This window comes from Phytopseudomonas daroniae (assembly GCF_004327275.1).
GTDB lineage: Bacteria > Pseudomonadota > Gammaproteobacteria > Pseudomonadales > Pseudomonadaceae > Aquipseudomonas > Aquipseudomonas daroniae.
In genome coordinates this window covers 103,444-127,292 of sequence record NZ_QJUJ01000008.1, presented here as the reverse complement: position 1 = coordinate 127,292, position 23,849 = coordinate 103,444, and the positions used below count along the sequence as shown (strand labels likewise).

General features: G+C 60.4%; 25 protein-coding genes and 1 pseudogene. 5 read left to right on the top strand and 21 right to left on the bottom strand.

What is annotated here, in order from left to right; all coding sequences use genetic code 11:
* Positions 1–10 precede the first annotated feature (10 nt).
* A pseudogene (locus tag DNK10_RS18375) lies at positions 11–1,543 on the bottom strand (sodium:solute symporter family transporter).
* A gap of 43 nt (positions 1,544–1,586) precedes the next feature.
* Complete coding sequence (locus DNK10_RS18370) at positions 1,587–1,841, bottom strand: DUF485 domain-containing protein (protein ID WP_131192542.1); 255 nt, start codon at positions 1,839–1,841, stop codon at positions 1,587–1,589.
* A gap of 351 nt (positions 1,842–2,192) precedes the next feature.
* On the opposite strand from DNK10_RS18370, the gene DNK10_RS18365 reads away from it, so the two are divergent.
* A complete protein-coding gene (locus DNK10_RS18365) occupies positions 2,193–3,104 on the top strand; it encodes a LysR family transcriptional regulator (protein WP_131192541.1) in 912 nt (303 codons plus the stop codon).
* A gap of 148 nt (positions 3,105–3,252) precedes the next feature.
* Here the strand turns inward: DNK10_RS18365 and DNK10_RS18360 are convergent, their stop codons facing one another.
* The 10 genes from DNK10_RS18360 to rplM all read right to left on the bottom strand — a co-directional run bounded on the left by DNK10_RS18360 (position 3,253) and on the right by rplM (position 10,480).
* Positions 3,253–4,092: a hypothetical protein gene (locus DNK10_RS18360; protein ID WP_131192540.1), complete on the bottom strand. Its 840-nt coding sequence runs from the start codon at positions 4,090–4,092 to the stop codon at positions 3,253–3,255.
* A gap of 170 nt (positions 4,093–4,262) precedes the next feature.
* Positions 4,263–4,460, bottom strand: coding sequence for a CsbD family protein (locus DNK10_RS18355; protein ID WP_131180216.1), 198 nt, complete (start codon positions 4,458–4,460; stop codon positions 4,263–4,265).
* A gap of 61 nt (positions 4,461–4,521) precedes the next feature.
* A complete protein-coding gene (locus DNK10_RS18350) occupies positions 4,522–4,887 on the bottom strand; it encodes a BON domain-containing protein (protein WP_131180215.1) in 366 nt (121 codons plus the stop codon).
* A gap of 364 nt (positions 4,888–5,251) precedes the next feature.
* Positions 5,252–5,665 (bottom strand): ClpXP protease specificity-enhancing factor, encoded by a 414-nt coding sequence (locus DNK10_RS18345; protein ID WP_131180214.1) that lies wholly within the window; start codon positions 5,663–5,665, stop codon positions 5,252–5,254.
* Between the two features lie 49 nt (positions 5,666–5,714).
* Positions 5,715–6,332: a glutathione S-transferase N-terminal domain-containing protein gene (locus tag DNK10_RS18340; protein WP_131192539.1), complete on the bottom strand. Its 618-nt coding sequence runs from the start codon at positions 6,330–6,332 to the stop codon at positions 5,715–5,717.
* Positions 6,333–6,564: 232 nt separating this feature from the next.
* Positions 6,565–7,347: a cytochrome c1 gene (locus DNK10_RS18335; protein WP_131192538.1), complete on the bottom strand. Its 783-nt coding sequence runs from the start codon at positions 7,345–7,347 to the stop codon at positions 6,565–6,567.
* Positions 7,347–8,573, bottom strand: a complete 1,227-nt coding sequence (locus tag DNK10_RS18330; RefSeq protein ID WP_131180211.1) for a cytochrome b — start codon at positions 8,571–8,573, stop codon at positions 7,347–7,349. Before DNK10_RS18330 ends, DNK10_RS18335 begins: the two co-directional genes overlap by 1 nt.
* Complete coding sequence (petA, locus tag DNK10_RS18325; RefSeq protein WP_131192537.1) at positions 8,573–9,166, bottom strand: ubiquinol-cytochrome c reductase iron-sulfur subunit; 594 nt, start codon at positions 9,164–9,166, stop codon at positions 8,573–8,575. The genes DNK10_RS18330 and petA overlap by 1 nt, the downstream gene beginning before the upstream one ends.
* A gap of 478 nt (positions 9,167–9,644) precedes the next feature.
* Positions 9,645–10,037 (bottom strand): 30S ribosomal protein S9, encoded by a 393-nt coding sequence (gene rpsI / locus DNK10_RS18320; RefSeq protein ID WP_013789890.1) that lies wholly within the window; start codon positions 10,035–10,037, stop codon positions 9,645–9,647.
* Positions 10,038–10,051: 14 nt separating this feature from the next.
* On the bottom strand, positions 10,052–10,480 hold the full coding sequence (gene rplM / locus DNK10_RS18315; protein ID WP_042556349.1) for a 50S ribosomal protein L13: 429 nt from the start codon (positions 10,478–10,480) through the stop codon (positions 10,052–10,054).
* Between the two features lie 246 nt (positions 10,481–10,726).
* On the opposite strand from rplM, the gene DNK10_RS18310 reads away from it, so the two are divergent.
* A complete protein-coding gene (locus DNK10_RS18310; protein ID WP_131192536.1) occupies positions 10,727–11,764 on the top strand; it encodes an NADP(H)-dependent aldo-keto reductase in 1,038 nt (345 codons plus the stop codon).
* A gap of 304 nt (positions 11,765–12,068) precedes the next feature.
* Here the strand turns inward: DNK10_RS18310 and nfi are convergent, their stop codons facing one another.
* Complete coding sequence (gene nfi / locus DNK10_RS18305; protein WP_131180208.1) at positions 12,069–12,776, bottom strand: deoxyribonuclease V; 708 nt, start codon at positions 12,774–12,776, stop codon at positions 12,069–12,071.
* Positions 12,777–12,905: 129 nt separating this feature from the next.
* On the opposite strand from nfi, the gene DNK10_RS18300 reads away from it, so the two are divergent.
* Positions 12,906–13,928: a GlxA family transcriptional regulator gene (locus tag DNK10_RS18300; protein WP_131192535.1), complete on the top strand. Its 1,023-nt coding sequence runs from the start codon at positions 12,906–12,908 to the stop codon at positions 13,926–13,928.
* A 32-nt stretch (positions 13,929–13,960) separates the two neighbouring features.
* Here the strand turns inward: DNK10_RS18300 and zapE are convergent, their stop codons facing one another.
* The 3 genes from zapE to DNK10_RS18285 form a co-directional block, all read right to left on the bottom strand.
* Complete coding sequence (zapE, locus tag DNK10_RS18295) at positions 13,961–15,055, bottom strand: cell division protein ZapE (RefSeq protein ID WP_131192534.1); 1,095 nt, start codon at positions 15,053–15,055, stop codon at positions 13,961–13,963.
* 298 nt (positions 15,056–15,353) lie between these two features.
* A complete protein-coding gene (locus tag DNK10_RS18290) occupies positions 15,354–16,703 on the bottom strand; it encodes a tryptophan--tRNA ligase (protein WP_131192533.1) in 1,350 nt (449 codons plus the stop codon).
* A gap of 43 nt (positions 16,704–16,746) precedes the next feature.
* A complete protein-coding gene (locus DNK10_RS18285) occupies positions 16,747–17,376 on the bottom strand; it encodes an alpha/beta hydrolase (protein ID WP_131192532.1) in 630 nt (209 codons plus the stop codon).
* A gap of 134 nt (positions 17,377–17,510) precedes the next feature.
* On the opposite strand from DNK10_RS18285, the gene DNK10_RS18280 reads away from it, so the two are divergent.
* Together DNK10_RS18280 and DNK10_RS18275 are read left to right on the top strand one after the other, a co-directional pair.
* Positions 17,511–17,951 carry a Z-ring associated ZapG family protein gene (locus DNK10_RS18280; RefSeq protein WP_131180203.1) on the top strand — a complete coding sequence of 147 codons (441 nt, stop codon included), beginning with the start codon at positions 17,511–17,513 and terminating at the stop codon, positions 17,949–17,951.
* Positions 17,952–18,036: 85 nt separating this feature from the next.
* Entirely contained in the window at positions 18,037–18,678 is a 642-nt protein-coding gene (locus tag DNK10_RS18275) for a TetR family transcriptional regulator (protein WP_131192531.1), read from the top strand.
* A gap of 559 nt (positions 18,679–19,237) precedes the next feature.
* Here DNK10_RS18275 and azu read toward each other — a convergent pair.
* From azu to DNK10_RS18250, 5 genes are all read right to left on the bottom strand, one after another.
* A complete protein-coding gene (gene azu, locus DNK10_RS18270) occupies positions 19,238–19,687 on the bottom strand; it encodes an azurin (RefSeq protein ID WP_131180201.1) in 450 nt (149 codons plus the stop codon).
* A 367-nt stretch (positions 19,688–20,054) separates the two neighbouring features.
* Positions 20,055–20,774, bottom strand: a complete 720-nt coding sequence (locus tag DNK10_RS18265; protein WP_131180334.1) for an ABC transporter ATP-binding protein — start codon at positions 20,772–20,774, stop codon at positions 20,055–20,057.
* 5 nt (positions 20,775–20,779) lie between these two features.
* On the bottom strand, positions 20,780–21,652 hold the full coding sequence (locus DNK10_RS18260; protein ID WP_131180200.1) for an ABC transporter ATP-binding protein: 873 nt from the start codon (positions 21,650–21,652) through the stop codon (positions 20,780–20,782).
* Positions 21,649–22,926 carry a high-affinity branched-chain amino acid ABC transporter permease LivM gene (gene livM / locus DNK10_RS18255; RefSeq protein WP_131180199.1) on the bottom strand — a complete coding sequence of 426 codons (1,278 nt, stop codon included), beginning with the start codon at positions 22,924–22,926 and terminating at the stop codon, positions 21,649–21,651. The genes DNK10_RS18260 and livM overlap by 4 nt, the downstream gene beginning before the upstream one ends.
* A gap of 3 nt (positions 22,927–22,929) precedes the next feature.
* A complete protein-coding gene (locus DNK10_RS18250) occupies positions 22,930–23,844 on the bottom strand; it encodes an ABC transporter permease subunit (protein WP_131180198.1) in 915 nt (304 codons plus the stop codon).
* Positions 23,845–23,849 lie beyond the last annotated feature (5 nt).

Sequence of the window (23,849 nt, the reverse complement as noted above, 5' to 3'; positions counted from 1 at the left end):
CCTGTGCCTTTCAACCAAATGATTTTTGCAGGGCCGGGACTTCCTGCCTGCTCAACAGCGAAGCCGCCACGCAGACCAGAAACGCCAGAGGTACCGTGATCAATGCCGGGGGGTCGAGGGTGATGATGGGGCTGGCGAAACCCAGTGTCTTGACCCAGACAGAAGGCCCCAGAACCGTGAGAATCAGAGAGGACAACAGGCCGACGCTACCGCCCCATACCGCGCCGCGCGCTGTCAGGCGATCCCAGTACATGGCCAGGATCAGCACCGGAAAGGTCGATGAGCAAGAAATCGAAAACGCGAGGCTGATCATGTAGGCGATGTTCTGGTTCTTGAACACCAGCCCCAGCACGATGGCGAGGGCGCCGAGGGCCAGTACCGCCACTTTCATGATGCGCATTTCTTGTTTTTCGCTGTCGCGATGTTTGGGTGCCAGTGCACCGTACACGTCATGGCTGATGGCCGAGGCGCCGGAAATGGTCAAGCCCGAGACCACGGCCAGAATCGTCGCGAATGCGACCGCCGACAGGAGGCCGAACAACGGCTCGCCACCCAGGACGTAAGCCAGGTGCAAAGCCGCCGTATTGCCGCCACCCACCAGGTTACCGGCGGCATCGAAAAAGCTGCCGTCCTTTCTCAACAGGTACAGAGCGCCAAAACCGAGAATGAAGACCATGGCGTAAAACGCGTTCATCACGATCGTCGCCCAGAGCACGGAGGTGCGCGCCGCTCTGGCATCGCGGACGGTGAAAAAGCGCATCAGCACGTGGGGCAGGCCAGCTGTCCCGAGCATCAGGGCAATGCCGAGGGAAATCCCGGAGACGGGGTTACTGGGCAGGCTGATAGGCGCGAGAATACCGACGCCATTGGGATGCACACCCACGGCCTCCACTAGCAATTGATGGAAACTGAAGCCCACGCTCTGCAATACCAGAAAACTCATGAGCAGGCAGGTCGAGATCATTAATACGGCCTTGATGATCTGCACCCAGGTGGTCGCCATCATGCCGCCGAACGCGACATACAACACCATTAGTATTCCCACCAGAATAATCGCATAAAGGTAATCAATGCCGAACAGCAACTGTATGAGCTGACCGGCGCCAACCATTTGCGCAACTAGCTAGAACAGCACAATACTTAATGACGCGAACGCGGAAAATACGCGGATGGACTTTCCTTGCAGTCGCGAACACACCACATCGACAAAGGTGTATTTACCCAGCCGACGCATCTTGCCCGCCATGAGAAAGACCACGATAGGCAAACCGGTTGTATAACCGATCGCATACACCAGACCGTCAAACCCTGAGTTGAACACCAGCGCAGTCAAACCCAGTAACGCACCGGCGGACATGGCATCGCCGGCAATGGCCAGGCCATTTTGAAACCCTGAAATCTGCCCGCCCGCATTATAGAAATCACTGGTGCTTTTGGTTCGCCGGGCGGCCCAGTAAGTAATGACCAGCGTCAGGGCGATGACAGCTAGAAAACACGTGATCGATATGCTGGAGACTCCCGTGCTGCCGGGCGCTTGGGCCATGGCTGGCAGCGGTAGTAGCGCCGCCAGCAGTAGAAGGCGCTTGTCAGACATCACGGTTCTCCTGGCGATTGGTGAGTTGTACATACAGGATCGTGAGCGCAGTGCCGCAGGCAATGACGAACAACCCGAACAGGAAGGGTGCCGGGATGCCGTTATCCAGACTCAGTGGGGTTGGGTAAGTGGGGAACACACAATAAATAACGAATGTGAAAAACACTGATATTTGAATACCTGCCAGGTAAATACCCAACTTCAGGTTTTCCGTGTCGGCCGTATGAGTTACAGCACGTTTTGACATTGTCGCCTCCGCAAATGAAATGGCCTCCGGTGTCAGAGGATTGTTTTGCATGAGGGAGCAAGTGCAGGTGTCGCGCCAAAGATGCCAGCGCGCTGTGCTGGAGATAGCTGTTATCGGTGGTTGTGATAGCGGAGTCTGAATTGAACTGAAAACACGGGTTTATTGCTGAGCGCTAATATAAGCGAGTTCAACGATACCATCGCCCACCTCTTTATTCGCACCAATAAAGGGCAACTTGCACCAAAACAATTCAGCTGCGGTATTTTATCGTTCAGAAACTCCCGAAATCATGACGTAATGGGTTGGCGTGTTCTTTGCGTAGGGATTAGTCACCCGACCGAGGACTTCACGATGGATTCTGCTGACCTTCAATTTTTTGCAACAGTTGCGAAGGTGGGCAGTATTTCCAAAGCGGCGGCTCGTCTGGACACGGTGCAGTCCAATGTGACGCAACGCATCCGGCGCCTCGAAGCTGAACTGGGTATTCCGCTGTTCCACCGCCACGGCAGAGGTGTAACCCTGACGCCCGCCGGGGTTCAGTTGCTGCCCTACGCCAATCAGATCGATCAGATGCTCGACGAAGCGCGTCGGGTCATCCTCGATGATGCCACGCCCACGGGCCAGTTGCGTATTGGCTCGATGGAGACGACAGCGGCCTTCCGATTGCCACCGCTGTTGGTAGATTACAGCGGGCATTTTCCGGCGGTGAATCTTTCCCTTAATACAGGCACGACCCGAAGTCTGATCGAGGATGTGCTCGAGCGACGCATGGACGTCGCCTTTGTTGCAGGCTCCGTGGAGCATGAAGAGCTGATCGCTGAAACGGTGCTGACAGAGGAGTTGGTCATCGTCACCGCTCCCTGGGTGCGACGTGTCGAAGACCGGCCTGCGTGGCTGCCGAGCACCACCAACGTCAAGATCGCTATCTTCCGCAACGGCTGTGCGTATCGCGAGCGGCTGGAAGTGCAACTGATCCAGAACGGCGTCCATACCATTCAACGCATGGAGCTGGGCACCCTTGATGGCATTCTGGGCTGCGTGCAGGCGGGGCTGGCGATCACCCTGCTTCCTGTGGCCATCGTCGAAACCCTGGTTCAGGCTGGGAGGGTGGCGGTGCACAGGCTCAAAGGCAATGAAGGGCTGGTCGATACCGTGCTGATTCGCCGACGAGACGCGTATGTCACCACGGCGCTGGCCAGCTTCATGGCAAAAACCAAGGAGCATTCAATACCTGTCGCGGCCGTGTCTCGCCCTTTGCACTGAAGCGGATGTCGAGCCTGCTGGAAATGGCGTGATGCTGGTAGCAAGCCGACTTCTCCGGCCTGCATTGCCCCCGTCGCGACAAGGCCAGTCCCGCACTGTTTACGCTGATCACCTCTGAACGTCTTGTAACCGGTTCAGAACTGAGTTTTTAGAGGTGCCCTATATAGCCAACCGGTAGCTCGATGTCGGCTAGCTGCTTGTGGATATCGCCGATCAGCTTCTTGCTCTCCTCGTCCGGCGAGGCGCTGAGCTGCGCCTTGACCATGGCTAGCAGTTGCTTGAGCTGGCGAGCGACCTTTTTCAGTTCTTCGGCATCGGCGCGGCGTTGCTGGTCGTCGCGGTTATTACGGGTTCGCTCCATGGGGAGTTGCGCCCGCTCATCGCCGTCGCCTTCACCCTCGGCATCGCCATCCTCGGTAGACGGTTCTTCCGTTGCAACGGCGCTACCCATCGCAGTTTCGGTTTCGGGGTCGGCCTCGACATCCGGCAGTACCTCGCTGGCCGCATAGACCACAATGGCCGTTTCGGTTGCCTGAGCGCCTTCGCGAGTACCGCTCGATGCCTGAGCGGCGCCAGCGTTCACGCTGGCAGTGCTGCCGCCGGAAGGCTCTTTAAGCACTGAGGCCGCCTGGCCAAGCTCCTGAGCCAGCTGCTTGATCTGTCGCAGTGCCCCCTTCGCAGCGCTCGGCCCTAGGGCCATGACCAACTGCTTGAGCATCTCGATGCGTTTTTTGATGTCTTCCAGGCGCTGGCGGGCGGCATCCTTGCGGGACTCCTGCTGGTTAGCCTGCATGGCGCGCAACTTGGCCGACGCTTCGCGCATGGTCTTCATGCGCTTTTGCGCGTAGTCGCTGAGGGTAACGGTGACCGAGGGCCGCTGCTGTTCAGGCTCGCTGGCAGCGCTCGACGTTGCCGCGGATGCGTCACCGCGGGCACGAGCGGGCGAGGTCTTGACGGGCGCCGTGGTGGTGGGCGTGATAGTCGACATGCTACGTCCTGTGCCTGACGAATGTGCCCATGTAATCGGCTCATTGAAGACAAACTTGAACCTGCGGTGCAACCGGGCGTTACCGGCCATGACGCCTGAAAACAAAAAACCCCAGCATCGCGGCCGGGGCTTTTTGTGAAAACGGTGGCGTATCAAGCGCCAGCGGCAAGTCAGTACTTGCTGCGGAAATCGCGCAACTCATCTTCTGCCTTTTCCTTGGTCCAGCCGTAACGCTCTTGCAGCTTGCCAGCCAGGTATTCGCTATGGCCTTCGGCGACATCCAGGTCGTCGTTGGTCAGCTTGCCCCAGCGGGCTTTGATATCACCGCTGAGCTGCTTCCACTTACCTTTGATAATGTCGGAATTCATGATTCAGCTCTCCTGTACACAGGGAAGAAAGCAGGCTCATGGAGCCTGCCCGGAAACATGATCAGTCGGCAGTTTTCAGGCCATCAGCGGAGACTGCTTGTACACCTTTGATTTCTTTGGCTTTGGCGACAGCGAGATCACGCTCGGCTTCAGTAGCCACCACACCAGACAGGGCAACTACACCCTTGTTGGTTTCGACCTTGATGTCCAGGGCGCTGAGGCCATCGTCTGCCAGGAAGGTAGACTTCACTTTGCTGGTGATCCAGGTGTCGGACACGGCTTCTTCAGCTTTGTCCATGGTGTTGGCAGCCAGCATGGTCGGCTGGGTGCTGCTGTAACTGTCAGCGAAAGCGGTACCCGCCACGGACAAGCTCAGGGCGGTCGCAGTGATAGCGGCAAAGGCGAACTTATTGATTGGCTGTTTCATGGGTATCACTCCTGTTAATTCGAAGGAGCCACCGACACTGGTAAGCAGTGGCTTCCCCCTTACTATCGCAAGCGCTGTGCCAGGTTTTTGAATGATAAATTACTCATACAAATCAATAAGTTAAAAATAAACCCAATACTGTTTTCCGTGCAAACTGCATGTTGAAGAGAAATGCCTCAGGCAGATTGCACGAAATCCCTAAAGCAATTGCCGGCCTTGCGAATAGTCTGCCGCAAACATAAAAAAATGGCCGGGAGCCATTTTTAACGTCGCTTGCGACGGCCAAGGAGCCGCCAGGGATGGCAGGCCATAAAAAATGCCGGTCAATTGACCGGCATTTCGATTCGCGACCAGAGGCAGCGGCTTATTTGACGACCTTGAGGCTGGGTCGTCCGCTCGGCCGCGGTGGTTCGTCGTCAGGCGGGCTCTGCTCTTCTTCTACCTCCTCGATGTCGCTCTGCGCGACCGGCGGCTCCAGGTCGAAGACCATGCCCTGGCCATTCTCCCTCGCATAGATAGCCAGCACGGCAGGCGATGGCACGAACAGGCTGTGCGCGACGCCACCGAAACGCCCCTCGAAGCTCACCGCATCGTTATTGATGGCCAACTCGCGCACGGCGCTGGGCGATACGTTGAGCACGATTTGCCCGTCGCTGACGAAACCCGGCGGTACCTTGACGCCCGGGTACTCGGCGTTGACCAGCAGATGGGGTGTGCAATCGTTGTCGACGATCCACTCGTAGAGTGCACGAATCAGATAGGGACGACTGGAGTTCATCAAACCTCCTGGGCTTGGACACGCCGCCTGCGGCGCGCACGGGAATGGGTTAACGCATGTCACGTTCGACGTCGGACAGGCTCTGGCGAAAGCTCTCGCGAGCGAACTGCCGATCCATGTAGTCGAGCAGCGGTTTGGCCGGTTTTGGCAATTCGATCCCCAGCACCGGCAGGCGCCAGAGAATCGGCAACAGGCAGCAGTCTACCAAGCTCAGCTCGTCGCTGAGAAAAAATGCCTTTTCGGAAAACAGCGGCGAAACGCCGGTCAGACTCTCGCGCAGCTCCTTGCGCGCCTGGACGCGAGCGGCCTCCTTGCTGCGTGGATCGAGGATCAGGTCGACCAGCGAACACCAGTCGCGCTGAATACGGTGCATCAGCAGGCGCGTGTTGCCGCGTGCCACCGGATACACCGGCATCAGCGGAGGGTGGGGATAACGCTCCTCCAGGTACTCCATGATCACCGTCGGCTCGTACAGCGCCAGGTCACGGTCGACCAGGGTCGGCAGGCTCGCGTAAGGATTGGCCTCCAGCAACTTGGTTGGAGAGCGGCCCTGCTCGACGCTGATGATCTCCGCGACGACGCTCTTTTCAGCGAGCACGATGCGTACGCGGTGGGAATAGTGGTCGGCGGGGTCGGAATAACAGGCCAACCTATTGGTCGCAGCCAAGGCGATCCTCCAGATTCTTAGAGCACAAAAAATCGCCGGGAGCGCTTGTTGACGTCGCTCGCGACGGCCCGTAAGGGCGACCGCCAGGGATGGCAGGCCACAAAAAATCGCCAGGAGCGATTTTTGACGTCGCTCGCGACGGCCCGAAGGGTGGCCGCCAGGGATGGCAGGCCACAAAAAAACCTGCGCGCCCCCAAGGAAGCGCGCAGGTCGGCCATGATACCGGATGCGGTCAGTGCACGTCTTTCCAGTACTCGCGCTTGAGCAGATAGGCGAACACGAAGAAGAACGCCAGGTACAACAACACATAGGTGCCGATGCGCCGCATATGCAGCTTGTTCGGATCCGCCGAGTAGGCGAGGAAGGTCACCAGGTTACGCACCTTGTCATCGAACGCCTGCGGGCTGAGCTTTCCGCTGTTGGGCTCGAGCATCAGTTGGTCACAAGCTTCGTGGGTGAGTGGCGTGCCGGTCAGTGGGTCGTACTGCTTCTTGCCGTTCTCCACCACCTGTACCTGCTTGCAACCCATGTACTGACGTCCTTGCAGGCCGCCCAGCACGTTGGGCATGCCGACGTTGGGGAATACCAGGTTGTTGGCGCCCAATGGCCGCGCCGGATCGTCGTAGAAGGTACGCAGGTAGGTGTACAGCCAGTCGTTGCCACGCACCCGGGCGACCAGGGTCAAATCGGGCGGCGCGGCACCGAACCAGCGTTTGGCATCTTCGGGGGTCATGCCGATGTTCATGTGATCGCCGATCTTGGCATCGGTGAGCACCAGGTTTTCCATCATCTGCTCTTCGGAAACGCCGATATCCGCGGCGACCCGTTCGTAGCGCTGGAACTTGGCACTGTGGCAACCCATGCAATAGTTGGCGAAGGTACGCGCGCCATCCTGCAGCGCCGCCTTGTCGGTCAGGTCGATATCGGCCTTGTCCAGCGCCACGCCATGACCACCGGCCGCCAGGGACAGAGCAGGCAGCAATGCGACTACCCATGCAGCAAATAGCTTTCTCATCAGCCTGTCACCCTTTCAGGAACCGGTTTGGTCTTTTCCATCCTGGTGTAGAAAGGCATCAGGATGAAGTACGCGAAGTACAGGAAGGTGCACACCTGCGACAGCAACGTACGGCCCGGGGTCGGCGGCAAGACACCCAGCACGCCGAGGATGACGAAGGACACGCAGAACACCAGCAACCAGATCTTGCTCAGCCAGCCTTTGTAACGCATCGAGCGAACCGGGCTGCGATCCAGCCAGGGCAGCACGAACAGCACGGCGATGGCGCCGCCCATGGCGATCACCCCCATGAGCTTGTCCGGGATAGCCCGCAAGATCGCGTAGAAGGGCGTGAAGTACCAGACCGGCGCGATATGCTCGGGCGTCTTGAACGGGTTGGCCTGTTCGAAGTTGGGCTTCTCCAGGAAGTAGCCGCCCATTTCCGGAAAGAAGAACACCACGAAGCAGAACACGAAGAGGAACACCACCACGCCGACGATATCCTTCACCGTGTAGTACGGGTGGAAGGGAATGCCGTCGAGCGGAATGCCGTTCTCGTCCTTGTGCTTCTTGATGTCGATGCCGTCCGGGTTGTTCGAACCGACCTCGTGCAGCGCCAGGATGTGCAGCACCACCAGGCCGAGAATGACGATCGGCAAGGCCACCACATGCAGGGCGAAGAAACGGTTGAGGGTGATACCGGAAATCAGGTAGTCGCCACGAATCCACTCGGTCAGCGCATCGCCGATGAACGGGATGGCGCCGAACAGCGAGATGATCACCTGGGCGCCCCAGTAGGACATCTGCCCCCACGGCAGCAGATAACCCATGAAGGCTTCGGCCATCAGCATCAGGTAGATCAGCATGCCAAAGATCCACACCAGCTCGCGGGGCTTCTGGTACGAACCGTAGAGCAAGCCGCGAAACATGTGCAGATAGACGACGATGAAGAACGCCGACGCGCCGGTCGAGTGCATGTAGCGCAGGATCGCGCCGTGGGGCGTATCGCCAGTGCGCACGTCGCGCATGATGCCTTCGACCGAGGCGAAGGCGCCTTCGGCCGTAGGTGTGTAGCTCATGGTCAGCCAGACGCCGGTGAGCAACTGGTTGACCAGTACCAGCAGGGCCAGGGAGCCGAAGAAGTACAGGAAATTGAAGTTCTTCGGTGCGTAGTACTTGGCCAGATGGTCGTTCCACATCTTGGTGGCGGGAAAACGTGCATCCACCCACTCCATGAATTTGCTCATCATGCTTGCTCCTGATCCACGCCGATGATGATCACGTCAGCCGACTCGTAGGTGTGCGGCGGCACCGGCAGGTTCAGCGGTGCCGGCTGCGACTTGTAGACCCGGCCGGCGAGGTCGTAACGCGAACCGTGACACGGACAGAAATAGCCGCCGACCCAGCTCTCGCCGAGATCGGCAGGTGCCACTTCGGGGCGGAACGACGGCGCGCACCCCAGGTGGGTGCAGAGCCCAACCAGCAGCAGAATCTCGGGTTTGATCGAGCGAGTCTTGGGGTCGACGTAGGCCGGCTGTACGGAGTTCTTGGAATTCGCGTCGGCCAATTGCCCTTCGATCCTGGCGAGGTCGCTCAGGATCGCCTCGGTGCGCCGCATGATGAACACCGGCTGCCCGCGCCACTCGGCGACCATCTGCTGCCCGGGTTCGATCTTGCCGACATTCACCTTGACCGGAGCACCTGCGGCCTTGGCCTTGGCGCTCGGGTACCACGACCCCACAAACGGAATTGCAGCCCCCACCGCTCCAGCAGCCCCAACCACTGAAGTGGCTGCCACCAGAAAGCGACGCCGGCCCGCATTCACGCCGTCATTGCTCATTCAGTCGTCTCCCATCGGCTTTCCGGCCTGTTGTTCAGGCCTCTAATAAGTAAGTGTTGGTCGCGCGGAAAAGCGGCCAGATGGTCATGAAAAACCTTTCGAGAAGGATGTTCGAAACCCTTGCAGAGCGTGAGCTGCAACGCTGCGGTACAGGGCCGCAATCGATTCGACGTTCATCAAGGACTTTAATCCATTCCCACAGCCCGACGGCCGGAGCAGGTTATTACCTGCCGCGTCGCCCAAGGGGATTGATGGACAGAAGCCCCCGATGCTCGTGCATCCAGATCAGCTTGGCTGCAATCCGGCGCGAGATTCGCACAGGCTGGCGGGGCGACTCATGACGCGCATCAACGAAGCGATGAGTAGGCTGAAACGCCGGTGCTCGAGCGGAGCAGACAGGAATAGGCGTGGCCTGAAGCAGAAATGAAAAACGCCCAGCTCCGTGAGGAAACTGGGCGTTTTCGAGTACCGCAGCGAATTAACGCTTGGAGTACTGAGGACGCTTACGCGCTTTACGCAGACCAACTTTCTTACGCTCGACTTCACGAGCATCGCGGGTCACGTAGCCTGCTTTACGCAGAGCCGGACGCAGAGTCTCGTCGTAGTCCATCAGAGCGCGGGTGATACCATGGCGGATCGCACCAGCTTGACCGCTCACACCGCCACCGATAACGGTAACGTAGATGTCGAATTTCTCGACAGTCTCGGTCAGCTCCAGCGGCTGGCGAACTACCATGCGGGCAGTTTCACGACCGAAGAAGGTGTCCAGGGTGCGGTTGTTGATGGAGATCTTGCCAGTGCCCGGACGCAGGAAAACGCGTGCGGTTGCAGTCTTGCGACGGCCAGTGCCGTAATTTTGAGTCGCCGACATAATGAACTATTCCGTTAAATCTTCAGTTCTTGGGGCTGCTGAGCAGTATGAGGGTGAGCAGCGCCCGCATAGACTTTCAGCTTACGGTACATGTCGCGACCCAGCGGGTTTTTCGGCAGCATGCCTTTAACCGCGGTCTCGATCACGCGCTCAGGCGCCTTGGCGATCAGCTTGTCGAAGCTGATCGACTTGATGCCGCCCGGGAAACCGGAGTGCGAGTAGTACATTTTGTCGGTGGTCTTGGCACCGGTCACACGAACCTGCTCGGCGTTGATGACGACGATGTAGTCGCCGGTGTCAACGTGAGGGGTGTACTCGGGCTTGTGCTTGCCACGCAGGCGGCTAGCGATTTCAGTAGCCAGACGACCCAGGGTCTGGCCAGCAGCGTCGATCACAAACCAGTCGCGCTTTACTGTTTCTGGTTTAGCGGTAAAAGTTTTCATTCTTTATAGCCTCAGGGGCCGCCCTGCAAAATTAGACGGCGGATCTTACTGAATAGTGCGTACTTTGACAAGTCAAAGGCAGCCGGATGCGGGCGCTATCGGGGGCTCGGGTCAGCGCGTCCGCGTACGGCAAGATTCTTCGGCAGGCGGCGCATCACTTCCACCGCAGAAAGAGGTGCCGAATTATGCCGATTGCGAAAAAAATTTCAACCTGCTTGTATGCGCTTTTTGTCAGAGGACTCTCCAATGGAATACCGCCAGCTCGGCCGAACCGATCTCAATGTCAGCGCCTTGTGTCTTGGAACCATGACCTGGGGCGAACAGAACGACGCTCCCGAGGCGTTCGCGCAGATCGATCGCGCCAAGGCCTACGGCATCAATTTCATCGACACTGCGGAGATGTACCCGGTACCGCCACGGGCAGAGACCTACAGCAAGACCGAACAGATCATCGGTGAATACTTCAGGCAACGCGGTGACCGTGCCGACTGGATCCTGGCCAGCAAGATCGCTGGCCCCGGCAATGGCATCACCCATATCCGCGACGGCCAGCTCAAGCATAACCGCCAGCACATCGTGGCCGCCCTGGACGCCAGCCTCGAGCGCCTGCAGACCGACTGGATCGACCTCTACCAGCTGCACTGGCCGGAGCGGCCGACCAATTTCTTCGGCCAACTCGGCTACAACCATCAGGACAGCGACTTCACGCCCGTGGAAGAAATCCTCGACGCGCTGGATGAGCAGGTCAAAGCCGGCAAGATCCGCCATATCGGCCTTTCCAACGAAACCCCGTGGGGCGCCATGAAGTTTCTGCAACTGGCCGAAAGCCGCGGCATGTCCCGCGTGGTTTCCATCCAGAACCCCTACAACCTGCTCAACCGCAGCTTCGAGGTGGGTCTGGCGGAGGTGGCGATTCGCGAGCAGTGCGGCCTGCTGGCCTACTCGCCCTTGGCGTTCGGCATGCTCTCCGGCAAGTACGAAGGCGGCGCCCGCCCGGAAAACGCTCGCCTGAGCCTGTTCAGCCGCTTCGCCCGTTACAGCAATCCGGAGGCCGAGGCGGCCTGCTCGCGCTACGTGGCATTGGCGCGCGAGCATGGGCTGGATCCGGCACAGATGGCCCTGGCGTTCGTCACCAGCCGTCCGTTCGTGACCAGTAACATCATCGGCGCCACCTCGCTGCAGCAGTTGGAATCCAACCTGGCGAGCAGCGAGCTGAAACTCAGCGATGCGGTGCTGGAAGGTATCGAAGCGATTCACAAGACCCAGCCAAATCCGGCGCCCTGACGGCAACCGGTTTTTCCGGACGAGCGGTGGGCTGAAGCGGATCGCCGCCCCGCCCACCAACCAATGTGCAATGCGAAAACGCAGTCAGGTAGGGTGGATGACGCTGTTTTCATCCACCACCACGGTTACGGATCGGTGGACGGATCGGGCCGCGCAGGCAAGCGTCGTCCACCCTCAATGAAATCGAGAATGCCTTTTGATGCCGAATTGGCGCTTGCGAGGTAACGGGCAAGACGGTATCTACAACCTCACACGTTGTAGGGCGGGCCTCAGCCCACCAAATCCGCACGCCATACAAACCTGCCTAAAGAAGCTTCGCCCCCTTGGTATCACGCCGTGATGCCAGTCGGTCGGCCAGCCGCGTCGGCTCCGGTAGCCGATAGCCGTTCCCCCAACTCAACACCAGCTCTGCCGCGCGATCCATGCTCACCCTGTGGCCCGGCGACACGATCAGCGGTCGCACCTTGCGCTTGCTGCGCAGCACCCAGCCAATCTGCCGCCCCTGACGATCGAACAACTCGACCTTGTCGCCCCGCTCTTCCCCCAGTTCGGCGTGATGACCGGTAAGAATCTTCTTCGCCACACCGATGGTCGGCCGACCGCTGACCACACCGAGATGCGCAGCGATACCCAGTCCCCGCGGGTGCGCAATTCCGTGGCCATCGACCACGATCAGATCCGGCTCCTGTGGCAACCCCGCCAGCGCGTCGATCAAGGCCGGCAACTCGCGAAACGACAACAGACCTGGCACATACGGCATGCTGGTGGGAATTCGTGCCACGCACTCGGCTATCGGCTGCAAGGTCTCGGCATCGAGCAATATCGCCGCAGCGCGGGTGATGTCGCCGCCCTCCTCGAAGCCGACATCGACGCCCGCCAGCAGCCGCAGTGGTGGATAGTCATCCTCCAGGCGTACCTGCTCGGCCAGTTGCTTCTGCAGGATTCTCGCTGCGGCCGGAGTGCCATCCCAGTCGGCAAACGGCGAGGCGGCGAGTTCGGAAAAGGCGATCATGGCGACGGCTCCCAAGGCAAAGGTTACAAGACCGGACTGGACGCAGCCGGGATAAAAGAAGACGATTCAGCCATGGCCTGACGGCTTTACCATCAGGCTGACCCAATCACTCGAATAAGAACAACAGCCATGCCCAGCCTGCCATCCTCGCTCACTCGCGTGAGCATCCTCGCCACGCCCGGCGTATTCGCTTCGACCCTCATGCAAGCCAGAGATTTCTTTCATATGGCCGGCCTGCGTCACGGCAAGCAGCAGGGCCTGGGTCTGGTGCCGACCTTCGAGGTTCGCCTGGTCAGCCCGGACGGCTTGCCGGTGCGCAGTTTCAGCGACGTTCAGCTCCCCGTGGACGGCCCGCTCGACAATGAGTCGGAGTTGATCATCCTACCGGCGTTCTGGGACGATTACGATGCACTGTGCAGCCGCTACCCGCACGTGTTCGACTGGCTGCGCGAGCGCCACGCAGCAGGCGCCAGCCTGTGCGGGGAAGCCAACGGAGTGTTCTGGATGGCCGCCAGCGGGCTCCTCGATGGCAAGGAGGCGACCACCTGCTGGCGGTTCTTCGGCGAGTTCGCCAAGCGCTTCCCGGCGGTCATCCTCAATCAGGACAAGCACCTCACCGACGCCGACAACCTCTACTGCGTGGCCGGCCCGACCTCGGCCTGTGACCTGTACATTTACCTGATCGAACGCTTCTGCGGCACCAGCGTAGCCCAGAGCGTAGCCCGCGACATCCTCTATGAAGTGCGCCGCAACTACACACCGGGGCGTATCGGCTTCGGCGGCCAGAAGCAGCATCAGGATCCGAAGATCCTGCAGATCCAGCAATGGCTCGAGGATCACTTCGCCGAGCGCTTTCGTTTCGAAGACGTGGCCCGCGAGCACGGCATGAGCATCCGCAACTTCATGCGCCGCTTCCACGCCGCCACCGGCGACAAACCGCTGTATTACCTGCAGCGGCTGCGCATCGAAACAGCCAAGGGGCTGCTGTCGTCCTCACCGAAGAGCATCAAGACCGTCAGTTACGAGATCGGTTACGACGATGCGAGCTTCTTCGCCCGGCTGTTCCGCCAGCACACTGGCCTGTCGCCGAACCAATACAGACAGCGGCAAGCTGCAAGCCACAAGCTGCAAGCAAAGGCACAGCCCGACTAACGCCGGACGTTCACTTGCAGCGTGAGGCTGCTCTAGGGCTTGTGCGGACGCGACAGGAACTCGTGGGACTGCATTTCCAGCAGACGGCTGAGGGTGCGCTGGAATTCGAAGCTCAGTCGGCCACCGGTATACAGATCCTTGAGCTCCACCTCGGCGGAGATGATCAATTTGACGTTGCGGTCGTAGAACTCGTCCACCAGATTGATGAAACGGCGCGCCATATCTTCCTTGGACACGCTCATCTGCTCGACGTTGGCGAGGATCACCGAGTGGAAGATCTTGCCCAGCTCGATGTAATCGTTCTGGCTACGCGGGCCGTCGCACAGTTCGCGGAAATCGAACCAGCCCACGTCGCCACCGACACGGCGAGCGGTAATGGCGCGGTTCTCGATAGTCAGCGCTTCGTTTTCCTGAACGCTGGCCTGCTCGTGCAGCAGGCTCTTGAAGCTCTTCTCCAGACTCTGCTCGGCAGCCTCGCCCAGAGGAAAGTGAAACAGCTCGGCCTGCTCCAGGGCACGCAGGCGGTAATCGATACCGCTGTCGACGTTGACGATGTCCGTGTGCACCTTGAGCAGTTCGATCGCCGGCAGGAAGCGGGCACGCTGCAGACCATCCTTGTACAAACCGTCGGGCACGATGTTGGACGTCGCCACCAGCGTCACGCCGTTCTTGAACAATTCTTCCAGCAGGGTCGCCAGGATCATCGCGTCGGTGATATCGGAGACGAAGAATTCGTCGAAACAGATCACCCGGAACTGTTCGGAGAAGCGCTTGCCGATCACGGTCAACGGGTTCTTGACGTCCTTGAGGGTGCGCATCTCTTCGTGCACGCGCTTCATGAAACGATGGAAGTGGGTACGCTCCTTTTCCTTGAACGGCAGGGCGTCGAAGAAGGTATCGACCAGATAGGTCTTGCCGCGGCCGACGCCGCCCCAGAAGTACAGGCCCTTGACCGGCGTGACGGTCTTCTTGCCGAACAGCTTGCCGAGCACGCCGGGCTTGCTTCGATCATCAGCGACCAGATCGTCGTACAGGCGCTGCAGGTGGCGCACGGCCTGTTCCTGGGCGGCATCGTGAAAGAAGTCCGGACGTTTGAGGTCGGCCTGGTAGCGTTCGAGCGGGGTCATAGTGCGTAAACCGGGCAAATAAAGCGGGGGCGACACTTTAGGGGCTGTTCCCGCCTCAGCGCAAGCCACGCCGCTGAAACGGGAAGAGTTCCTTGCGCCTGCGGGCGTTGGCGAATGAGCCCTGGGGGCAGCGGAGCCATGAGCGAGGCCGTAGGGTGGATCACGCTTCACCGATCCACCACTGCACTCATCGAATGGTAGACGGATCGGGCCGCGTAGGTGAAGCGTCGGCTACGCGCCCCGATCCACCCTACAGAACCATGGTCTCAGACCGACCCTCCGCATATAGGTGTAGGTGTCAGGCTTCTTCCGGCGCCAGCGCTTCGCGCAGGCGGGCGACAGCGGCCTCGGTGGCGGTTGCATCGGCGAACGCCGGGCTTTCACCGACCAATTGCTCATCCAGCCACACACCAAAGGCGTCGCCCTGAATGCGGATATCCAGCGGCTCGCCGGCCTGCAGGCGTTTACTCACCTGCCCCGCTGCCTTACCGTCGGAGAAGGATGGCGACAGCAGCAGTTGCTCGCCGTCGGCATCCAGCAGGCGGAAGCGGAAGCTGCCGTCTTCGTCGCGGAAACTGACGAAACGGGCGCGCTTGACGGCTTTCTTCTTCACGGCTTCAGTGCTGGCCGCCTGGCTGCGGAACGAGCGCAGGCCAACCGCCTCGCGCAACTCACCGAGGAACGGGGTGGCGATACGACGGGCCTTGGCCGCGCCAGCCTGCAGGATGTCTTCGAGATCGGCCGGGCGGGCGATCAATGCGTGATAGCGCTCACGCGCCTCGCCCAGTTCGGCTTCCAGCAGTTCATAAAGCGCCTGCTTGGCTTCGCCCCAGGCCAGCCCGCCAAGTAGCGCGGCGCGGAAATCGGCCTGCTGGGTCGGTGCGGCAAAGGCCTGATAGAGGGTGAACAGGTGCGAGTTGTCCGGATCCTTCGCCTCGCCGGGCAGTCTGGAGTCGGTGACAATGCGCGCCACGGCGTCCTTCAATTGCTTGGAGCTGGAGAACAGCGGAATGGTGTTGTCGTAGCTCTTCGACATCTTGCGCCCGTCGAGCCCCGGCAGAGTGGCGACGTCTTCCTCGATCACCGCCTCGGGCAGCTTGAACAGATCCTTGCCCTGGCCGAACAGGTGGTTGAAACGCTGACCGATGTCGCGGGCCATTTCCACGTGCTGAATCTGGTCGCGACCGACCGGCACCTTCTGGGCGTTGAACATCAGGATGTCCGCCGCCATCAGCACCGGGTAGCTGAACAGCCCCATGGTCACACCGGCATCCGGGTCTTCACCGGCTTCGACGTTCTTGTCGACCGAGGCCTTGTAGGCGTGGGCACGGTTGAGCAGGCCCTTGCCGGCCACGCAGGTCAGCAGCCAGCACAGCTCGGGAATTTCCGGGATATCGGATTGGCGATAGAAGGTCGCCCTGTCGGTATCCAGACCCAGCGCCAGCCAGGTGGCCGCGATTTCCAGGCGCGAACGCTGGATGCGCAGCGGGTCGTCGCACTTGATCAACGCATGATAATCGGCGAGGAAGTAGAAGGAATCCGCGTCGGGGCTGCGGCTGGCGACGATGGCCGGGCGAATTGCGCCAGCGTAGTTGCCGAGGTGCGGCGTGCCGGTGGTGGTGATGCCGGTAAGAATACGAGTGGTCATGACGATCGCTTAAACAGGAGGAAGGCGGCTGACGGATGCACCCTCACAGTCGGGGTAGCAGCAAGTCTTTCAGGTCGGTCAGTTTACCGTGGAAAAAGTGCCCGCATTCTGCCACTTTCAGCAGCTCGTGGGCACGCCCGAGGTTGGCTGACCAGTCGTAGACGAGCTGGGGCTCGACCACCTCGTCGGCATCCGGCTGGATCACCACCATCGGGCAGCGCTCGGCAGGCGGATTGTCACCGCTCAGGCGCATGACGGCCGGGGCGATCATGAACAGTTGCGCAGGCTCGATCCCCTGCCGTTCCAGGCGTGCACCGAGGCTGGCCGCCACGAAACCGCCGAAGGAAAACCCCAGCAGGGTCAGTGGCAACTCGGGATAACGCTCGCGCAGCCAGTGGGCAACGGCTTCGGCGTCATCCACTTCGCCACTGCCCATGTCATGGCTGCCGGCACTGGCGCCCACGCCGCGGTAGTTGAAGCGCAGGGTGTGATAGCCGGCATCGCGGGCCGTGCGCTGCAGGGTCGACACCACTTTGTTGAGCATGGTGCCGCCCTGCACCGGGTTGGGGTGGCAGATCAGCGCGACGCCGCGCGCCTCGGCCGCCTCCAGGGAAAGGGCCTCAAGCTGGCCGCTCGGGCCATCGATCATTACGGGGGTTTCGCGGATGAGCAACAGTGAACTCCGTGACCTCGAACAGGGTCGACTCGTCTAGCTGACAGCCTGCGTCGGCACACCTCAACATAGCGGTGTACAGCGCAGGTTCCAGCCGTTAACGTAAAGCAAAGCCGTTTAGAGAGGAAGGACTCGTGGAACAGACGCTCACCGCCTGGTTGCTACCGGCACTTACCCTGGTCGCTGGCATCGCCATCGGTTTCCTGATCGCCCGCCTTGCGCCCAATGCCGCGCCTAGCCGCACCCAGCGCCAACTGGACGACATGCAGGAACGTTTCGAGGCCTACCAGAGCGAAGTGGTCACCCACTTCAACACCACCGCCAATCTGGTCAAGAAACTGACCCAGAGCTATCACGACGTTCAGGAGCACCTGTCCCACGGTGCCGATCGCCTGGCCCTTGACGAAGTGACCCGCCAGCGCCTGCTCGCCACCCTGCACGCCGAACCGAGCAGCGAAAAGCGTGAACGCCTGACGCCGCCGCGCGACATGGAAATCCCCAAGGACTACGCACCCAAGGGTGCCGACGTTCCCGGCATGCTCGACGAGGGCTACGGTCTGAAAAACCGCCACTAAGTAGCGGCTTGAGCACTCCGAACCCCGCCGCATGGCGGGGTTTTGCTTTACGATTCCGAATCGGGCAGAACAGGGAAGCGATTCGATGCCAGCACAGATATCACACCACCCTACCCGGCAGGCGCTGATGGATGCAGCACGCCAGTTGCTGGACAGCGGCCGTGCGTTCAGCAGCCTGAGCTTGCGTGAGGTAGCACGCGTCGCCGGTATCGTGCCGACAGGCTTCTACCGGCACTTCAAGGACATGGATGCCCTGGGCCTCGCCCTGGTAGCGGAAGTAGGCGAAACCTTTCGCATCACCTTGCGGCAGGTGCGCCGCAACGAATTCGAGCTGGGCGGCATCATCGACGCCTCGGTGCAGATCTTTCTCAGCGCCGTGGAACAGAACCACGGCCAGTTCCTGTTTCTCGCCCGCGAACAGTTTGGTGGCTCCCTCCCCGTACGCTTGGCCTTGGCGACCTTTCGCGAAGACATCGCCGCCGACCTGGCCAGTGACCTGAGCCTGATGCCCAAGCTGCAGCACCTCGATGAGGCGGCGCGCAGCATGCTGGCAGATCTGGTGGTGAAAACCGTATTCGCCACCCTCCCTGAGCTGATCGATCCCCAGTCGGCTTCCCTGCCCCCGCACCGCCGCCCGGAAACCAAGATGATCGAGCAGTTGCGTTTTATCCTGATCGGCGCCAAACGCTGGCGTGGGCTGGGCCTGAGCGACCCTGCGGAAGACTGAAATCATCGCCAGCAGCATCTGAGTGAAAAAACATCAGCATGCGGCAGGGCTTACGCCGATTGGCCTGCGCCAAGCTATTCCCAACTTATCCACAGCGTGCCCCACAGGTATCGTGGATAAAGCCCTGTGCGGTCACAGGTGCCACCCACAACCTGCTGAAATAATTGAATTATTTCTTGACTCAAACACGTTTCCGGCTGGTATTTTTTCGCCTTGGTGAAACTGGTCAAAGAACGATCACCACGCTGTAGATCAAGTAGGGCGTGGCTTGCAGACAGACACACCCAACTTATCCACAACCCTGCCCACAGGAGTCGTGGACAATCTGGCGCGCACCCAATCTGCAAGCTCAAGATCCTGTTTTTAAAGAAGAAAACTGCTGATCAAAAAAAGCGCTATCGGCTGAAAGCAGCGCAGGAAAGGCGCTACGCACATCTGTGCACACCTTCGGAACAGGTTTATCAACAGCCTTTGTGTGTAACTCTGAAAATACGAGCTTTTTACACAGATGCAAAAAGGCCGCTGACGCTGCAGCGGCCTTTGGGATGACGCGGAGTGCTTAGTCGACCAGAGTCAGCGCACCTTTCATCAGTGCCGCATGGCCTGGGAAGGAGCAGAAGAACTGGTAGCTTTCTGCCGAGTCCAGCTTGCTCACGTCGAAGGTCACCGAGTCGGATTCGCCACCGCCAATCAACTTGGTATGGGCGATCACCCGCTCGTCGCCTTCCTTCAGGTAACCCTGGTCGACACCGGCGGCGATGCCATCGGTGCTGACGGCCTGAACGTCAGCGGTTTTAGCCAGCACCAGGTTATGTCCCATCACTTGCTTGGGCAGATTGCCGACGTGCTTGAGGTCGATGGTGAAGGTCTTGCAGCTCTTGCTTACCTTGATCTCCTTGGTATCGAAGGTCATCTGGTCGGTGGAATGCACTTCCACCGAGCACTCGGCAGCCCACAACGGAGAACTGGCGAGAACCAGCACAGAAGCGACGACAAACTTGCGAATCATGGGAGTCTCCTTGGCAGTAAAAGGCGATTGCTGCGTGCAGCGTGCCCTATCGAGCGGCCGTTTCCCATGACCTGAGGCAACAGACCGCAGGGTCATCCAGAAAACCTATCGAGGCGATCCAGACAAGCAAGCGGCCAGAACGCGGACGCAGGCCTACGCTGGGGCCATGTTCGAGAAGAGAAGCGCCATGACCCTGGATAGCCTGCAGCAGTGGTTCGCCGTTTATGCACAGGGCGCCACGGGTACCTGAGCGACGAGTGAGATCGCGTCGCGGGAGAAATCGAATCGCCGGCAAGCCAGCTCCTACAGGAACGAGGTCAGTCTCGATGGGTAGGAGCCCGCTTGCGGGCGATAAAGGTACAGGCGGTCAGTGCCCGCCCAGGTAGGCGTTGCGCACGTCCTGATTGCCCAACAACTCCTGCCCCGTGCCGGTCATGCGGATTTCCCCGGTGACCATCACATAGGCGCGGTCGCTGAGCCTGAGCGCGTGGTTGGCGTTCTGCTCGACCAGGAAGATGGTCATGCCGGTCTGCGCCAGCTCACGCAGGGTGGCGAAGATCTGCTTGACCACGATGGGCGCCAGCCCCAGCGACGGCTCATCGAGCAGTAGCAGCTTGGGTCGGCTCATCAGCGCCCGGGCGATGGCCAGCATCTGCTGTTCACCACCGGACATGGTCATCGCCCGCTGGTTACGCCGCTCCCTGAGCCGCGGAAACAGCTCGAACATGCGCTGTTTGTCTTCCTCGGCGTGCTTCATGCCGATGGGGATGGTGCCCATCAGCAGGTTCTCCTCCACGCTCATATCCGGAAACACCCGGCGCCCTTCCGGGGACTGGGCGATGCCGTTGGACGCGACGAAGTGGGTGCTCTTGCGGGTGATGTCCTGGCCTTGATAGAGGATCTGTCCGCCACTCGCCCGCGGCTGGCCGAAGATCGACATCAGCAGCGTCGACTTGCCCGCACCGTTGGCGCCGATCAGGCTTACCGTCTCGCCTGGATCGATATGCAGGTTGACCTTCTTCAGCGCCTGGATCTGCCCGTAATGCACGTCGACGTCCTTGAACGCCAGGATCGGTGCAGCACTCATATCATTCATGCCACTTCCTCCTCGTCCGCGCCGAGGTAGGCGGCGATCACTTTCGGGTCGTTCTTGATGGCGTCCGGGCCGCCCTGGGCAATGACCAGGCCGTGGTCGAGCACGATGATATGGTCGGAGATGCTCATCACCATACCCATGTCGTGCTCGATCAACAGCACGGTCAGGCCGTGCTCGTCGCGCAGCAGGCGGATGATCTTGCTCAGCGCATGGGTTTCCACCGGGTTGAGGCCGGCGGCCGGCTCGTCCAGGCAGATCAGCTCGGGGCCGGTACACATGGCCCGGGCGATTTCCAGGCGCCGCTGCTGGCCGTAGGACAGCTCGCCGGCCAGGTGATTGGCATGCTCGACCAGGTTGACCACCTCCAGCCAGTAGAACGCCGTGTCCAGCAGCTTCTCCTCGGCGCGCCGATAACCCGGCGTGTTGAGGATGCCTTTGACCAGGCTGCGCTGGGCGAGCATGTGCTGGGCCACCAGCAGGTTCTCCAGCACGGTCATTTCCTTGAACAGGCGAATGTTCTGGAAGGTGCGCGCCAGCCCGGCGCGATTGACCAGGTGGGTGCCGCCGAACATCTTGTACCAGAGCCGCGAGCCGAACTGCCGCGGCTTGATGAAATCGTCGACGGCGAAGGGCTCGCCGAGGATCTGGATCACGTCGGTCTGCTTGCCCTGGGCATTGAGCAGGATCTTGCCGCCGGTGGCCGAGTAGAAGCCGGTCAGGCAGTTGAACACCGTGGTCTTGCCGGCGCCATTGGGGCCGATCAGCGCCGAAATGGAATTGCGCCTGATGGAAAAGTTGACGTCGTTGAGCGCCTTGATACCACCGAAATGCATCATCAGGCTGTCGACCGAAAGGATATTGTCGCTCATGGTGCGACTCCTTTACGCGGGGCGATGCCGATGCGGTTGATGCGAATCAGCCCGCGTGGCCGCCAGATCATCATCACCACCATGAGAATGCCGAACAGCAGCACTCGATAGTCGGCGAAGCTGCGCAGCAGCTCCGGGGCGATGGTCAGCACGAAGGCAGCGATCACCACGCCGACGGTCGAACCCATGCCGCCGAGCACCACGATGGCGAGGATCAGCGCCGACTCGAAGAAAGTGAACGAGGTCGGATTGACGAAGCCCTGATAGGTGGCGAAGAACACCCCGGCGATACCGGCCGTGGAAGCACCCAGGGTAAAAGCCGAGAGCTTGACCAGCACGTGGTTCAGGCCCATGGAGCGACAGGCGATTTCATCCTCGCGCAGCGCCTCCCAGGCGCGGCCGACCGGCATGCGCGTGAGGCGATGCTTGACGTAGAGCACCAGCAGCACGACCAGCACCAGCACCGCATAGATGAACAGGAACTTCATGTTGGGGTTGTAGGTCACGCCGAAGAACTCGTGATACGGCACACCGCCGTCCCTCGCGCGACGGGCGAACTCCAGGCCGAAGAAGGTCGGCGACGGGGCGCTCATCCCATTGGGACCGCCGGTGACCGCCAGCCAGTTGGTCAGCACCAGGCGGATGATCTCGCCAAAGCCCAGGGTCACGATGGCCAGGTAGTCGCCGTGCATCCTCAACACCGGAAAGCCCAGGATCGTCCCGGCGAAGGCCGCCATCAGCGCCGCCAGCGGCAACATGCTCCAGAAGCCCAGGCCGAGGTATTGGTAGCCCATGGTCAGGCCGTAGGCGCCGATGGCGTAGAAACCGACGAAGCCCAGATCGAGCAGCCCGGCCAGGCCGACCACGATGTTCAGACCCAGGCCGAGCAGCACGTAGATCAGGCCGAGGATGATCACCGTCAGCAGGTACTTGTTGGCGAAGAACGGGAAGATGATCGCCAGCACGATCAGCCCCGGAATGATCCAGCGCATGCGCGACACGTAGCCCGGAGGCTGCACGCCGACGCCACCGCCGGAGCGCTCGAAGCCCTCCAGCACCACGCGCCCTTTGCCCGTCTGCAGGAACAGACTGAGCAGCAGGCGGCCGACCATCACTGTGCCGACCATCCACGCCACGCGGTCGAAACGCATATTGAAGTCATAACCCTGCAGTACCACACCGACTACGGGGCCAAACACGATGAGCGCGATCAGGCCGGCCATCAGGCTGTCGATCAGGCTCTTTTTCACATCGATAGAAGAAGTCGTACTCACGGTTTACACCTTGGTTACCTGAGGACGGCCCAGCAGGCCCTGGGGACGGAAGATCAGGATCAGCACCAGCAGTGAGAAACTGAACACGTCCTTGTAATCGGAATTCACCATCCCGGAGAACTGCGCCTCGGCGACGCCGAGAATCAGCCCGCCGAGCATCGCGCCGGGCAGCGAACCGATGCCGCCGAGCACCGCCGCGGTGAAAGCCTTGATGCCGATGATGAAGCCGGCGTAGAAATCGAAGGTGCCGTAGTTGAGGGTGATCAGCACCCCGGCCAATGCGCCCATGGAAGCGCCGATGACGAATACGTAGGAAATCACCCGGTCGGTGTTGATACCGAGGATCTGCGCCATCTTGCGATCCTGCTGGGTGGCGCGGCACATGCGCCCCAGGCGGGTGTTCTGGATGATGAAGGTCAGCGCCAGCATGCCGATGATGGCCGCGGCAATGATGAACAGTTTAGTGTAGGTGATCATCACGAAACCGTCGCCCACATGCAGGCGCAGGGCGCCTTCGAGCATGGTCGGGATGCCCTGCTGCCGCGCGCCCTGGCTGAGCTGCACGTAGTTCTGCAGGATCAGCGACATGCCGATGGCGCTGATCAGCGGCGCCAGTCGCGTCGAGTTGCGCAGGGGTTTGTAGGCGATGCGCTCGATGGCGAAGCCGTATACCCCGGTGACCACGATGGTGAAGATCAGCGTGCCGAGGATCACCAGCGGGAAGGAATGAATGCCGAAGAAGCCCAGCAGGGCGATGGCGATGGCAGCCAGGTAGGCGGAGACCATGTACACCTCGCCGTGGGCGAAGTTGATCATGCCGATGATGCCGTAAACCATGGTGTAGCCAATGGCGATCAGGCCATAGACCGAACCGAGGGTCAGGCCATTGATCATCTGTTGCAGGAAGATGCCGTCCATTGAGA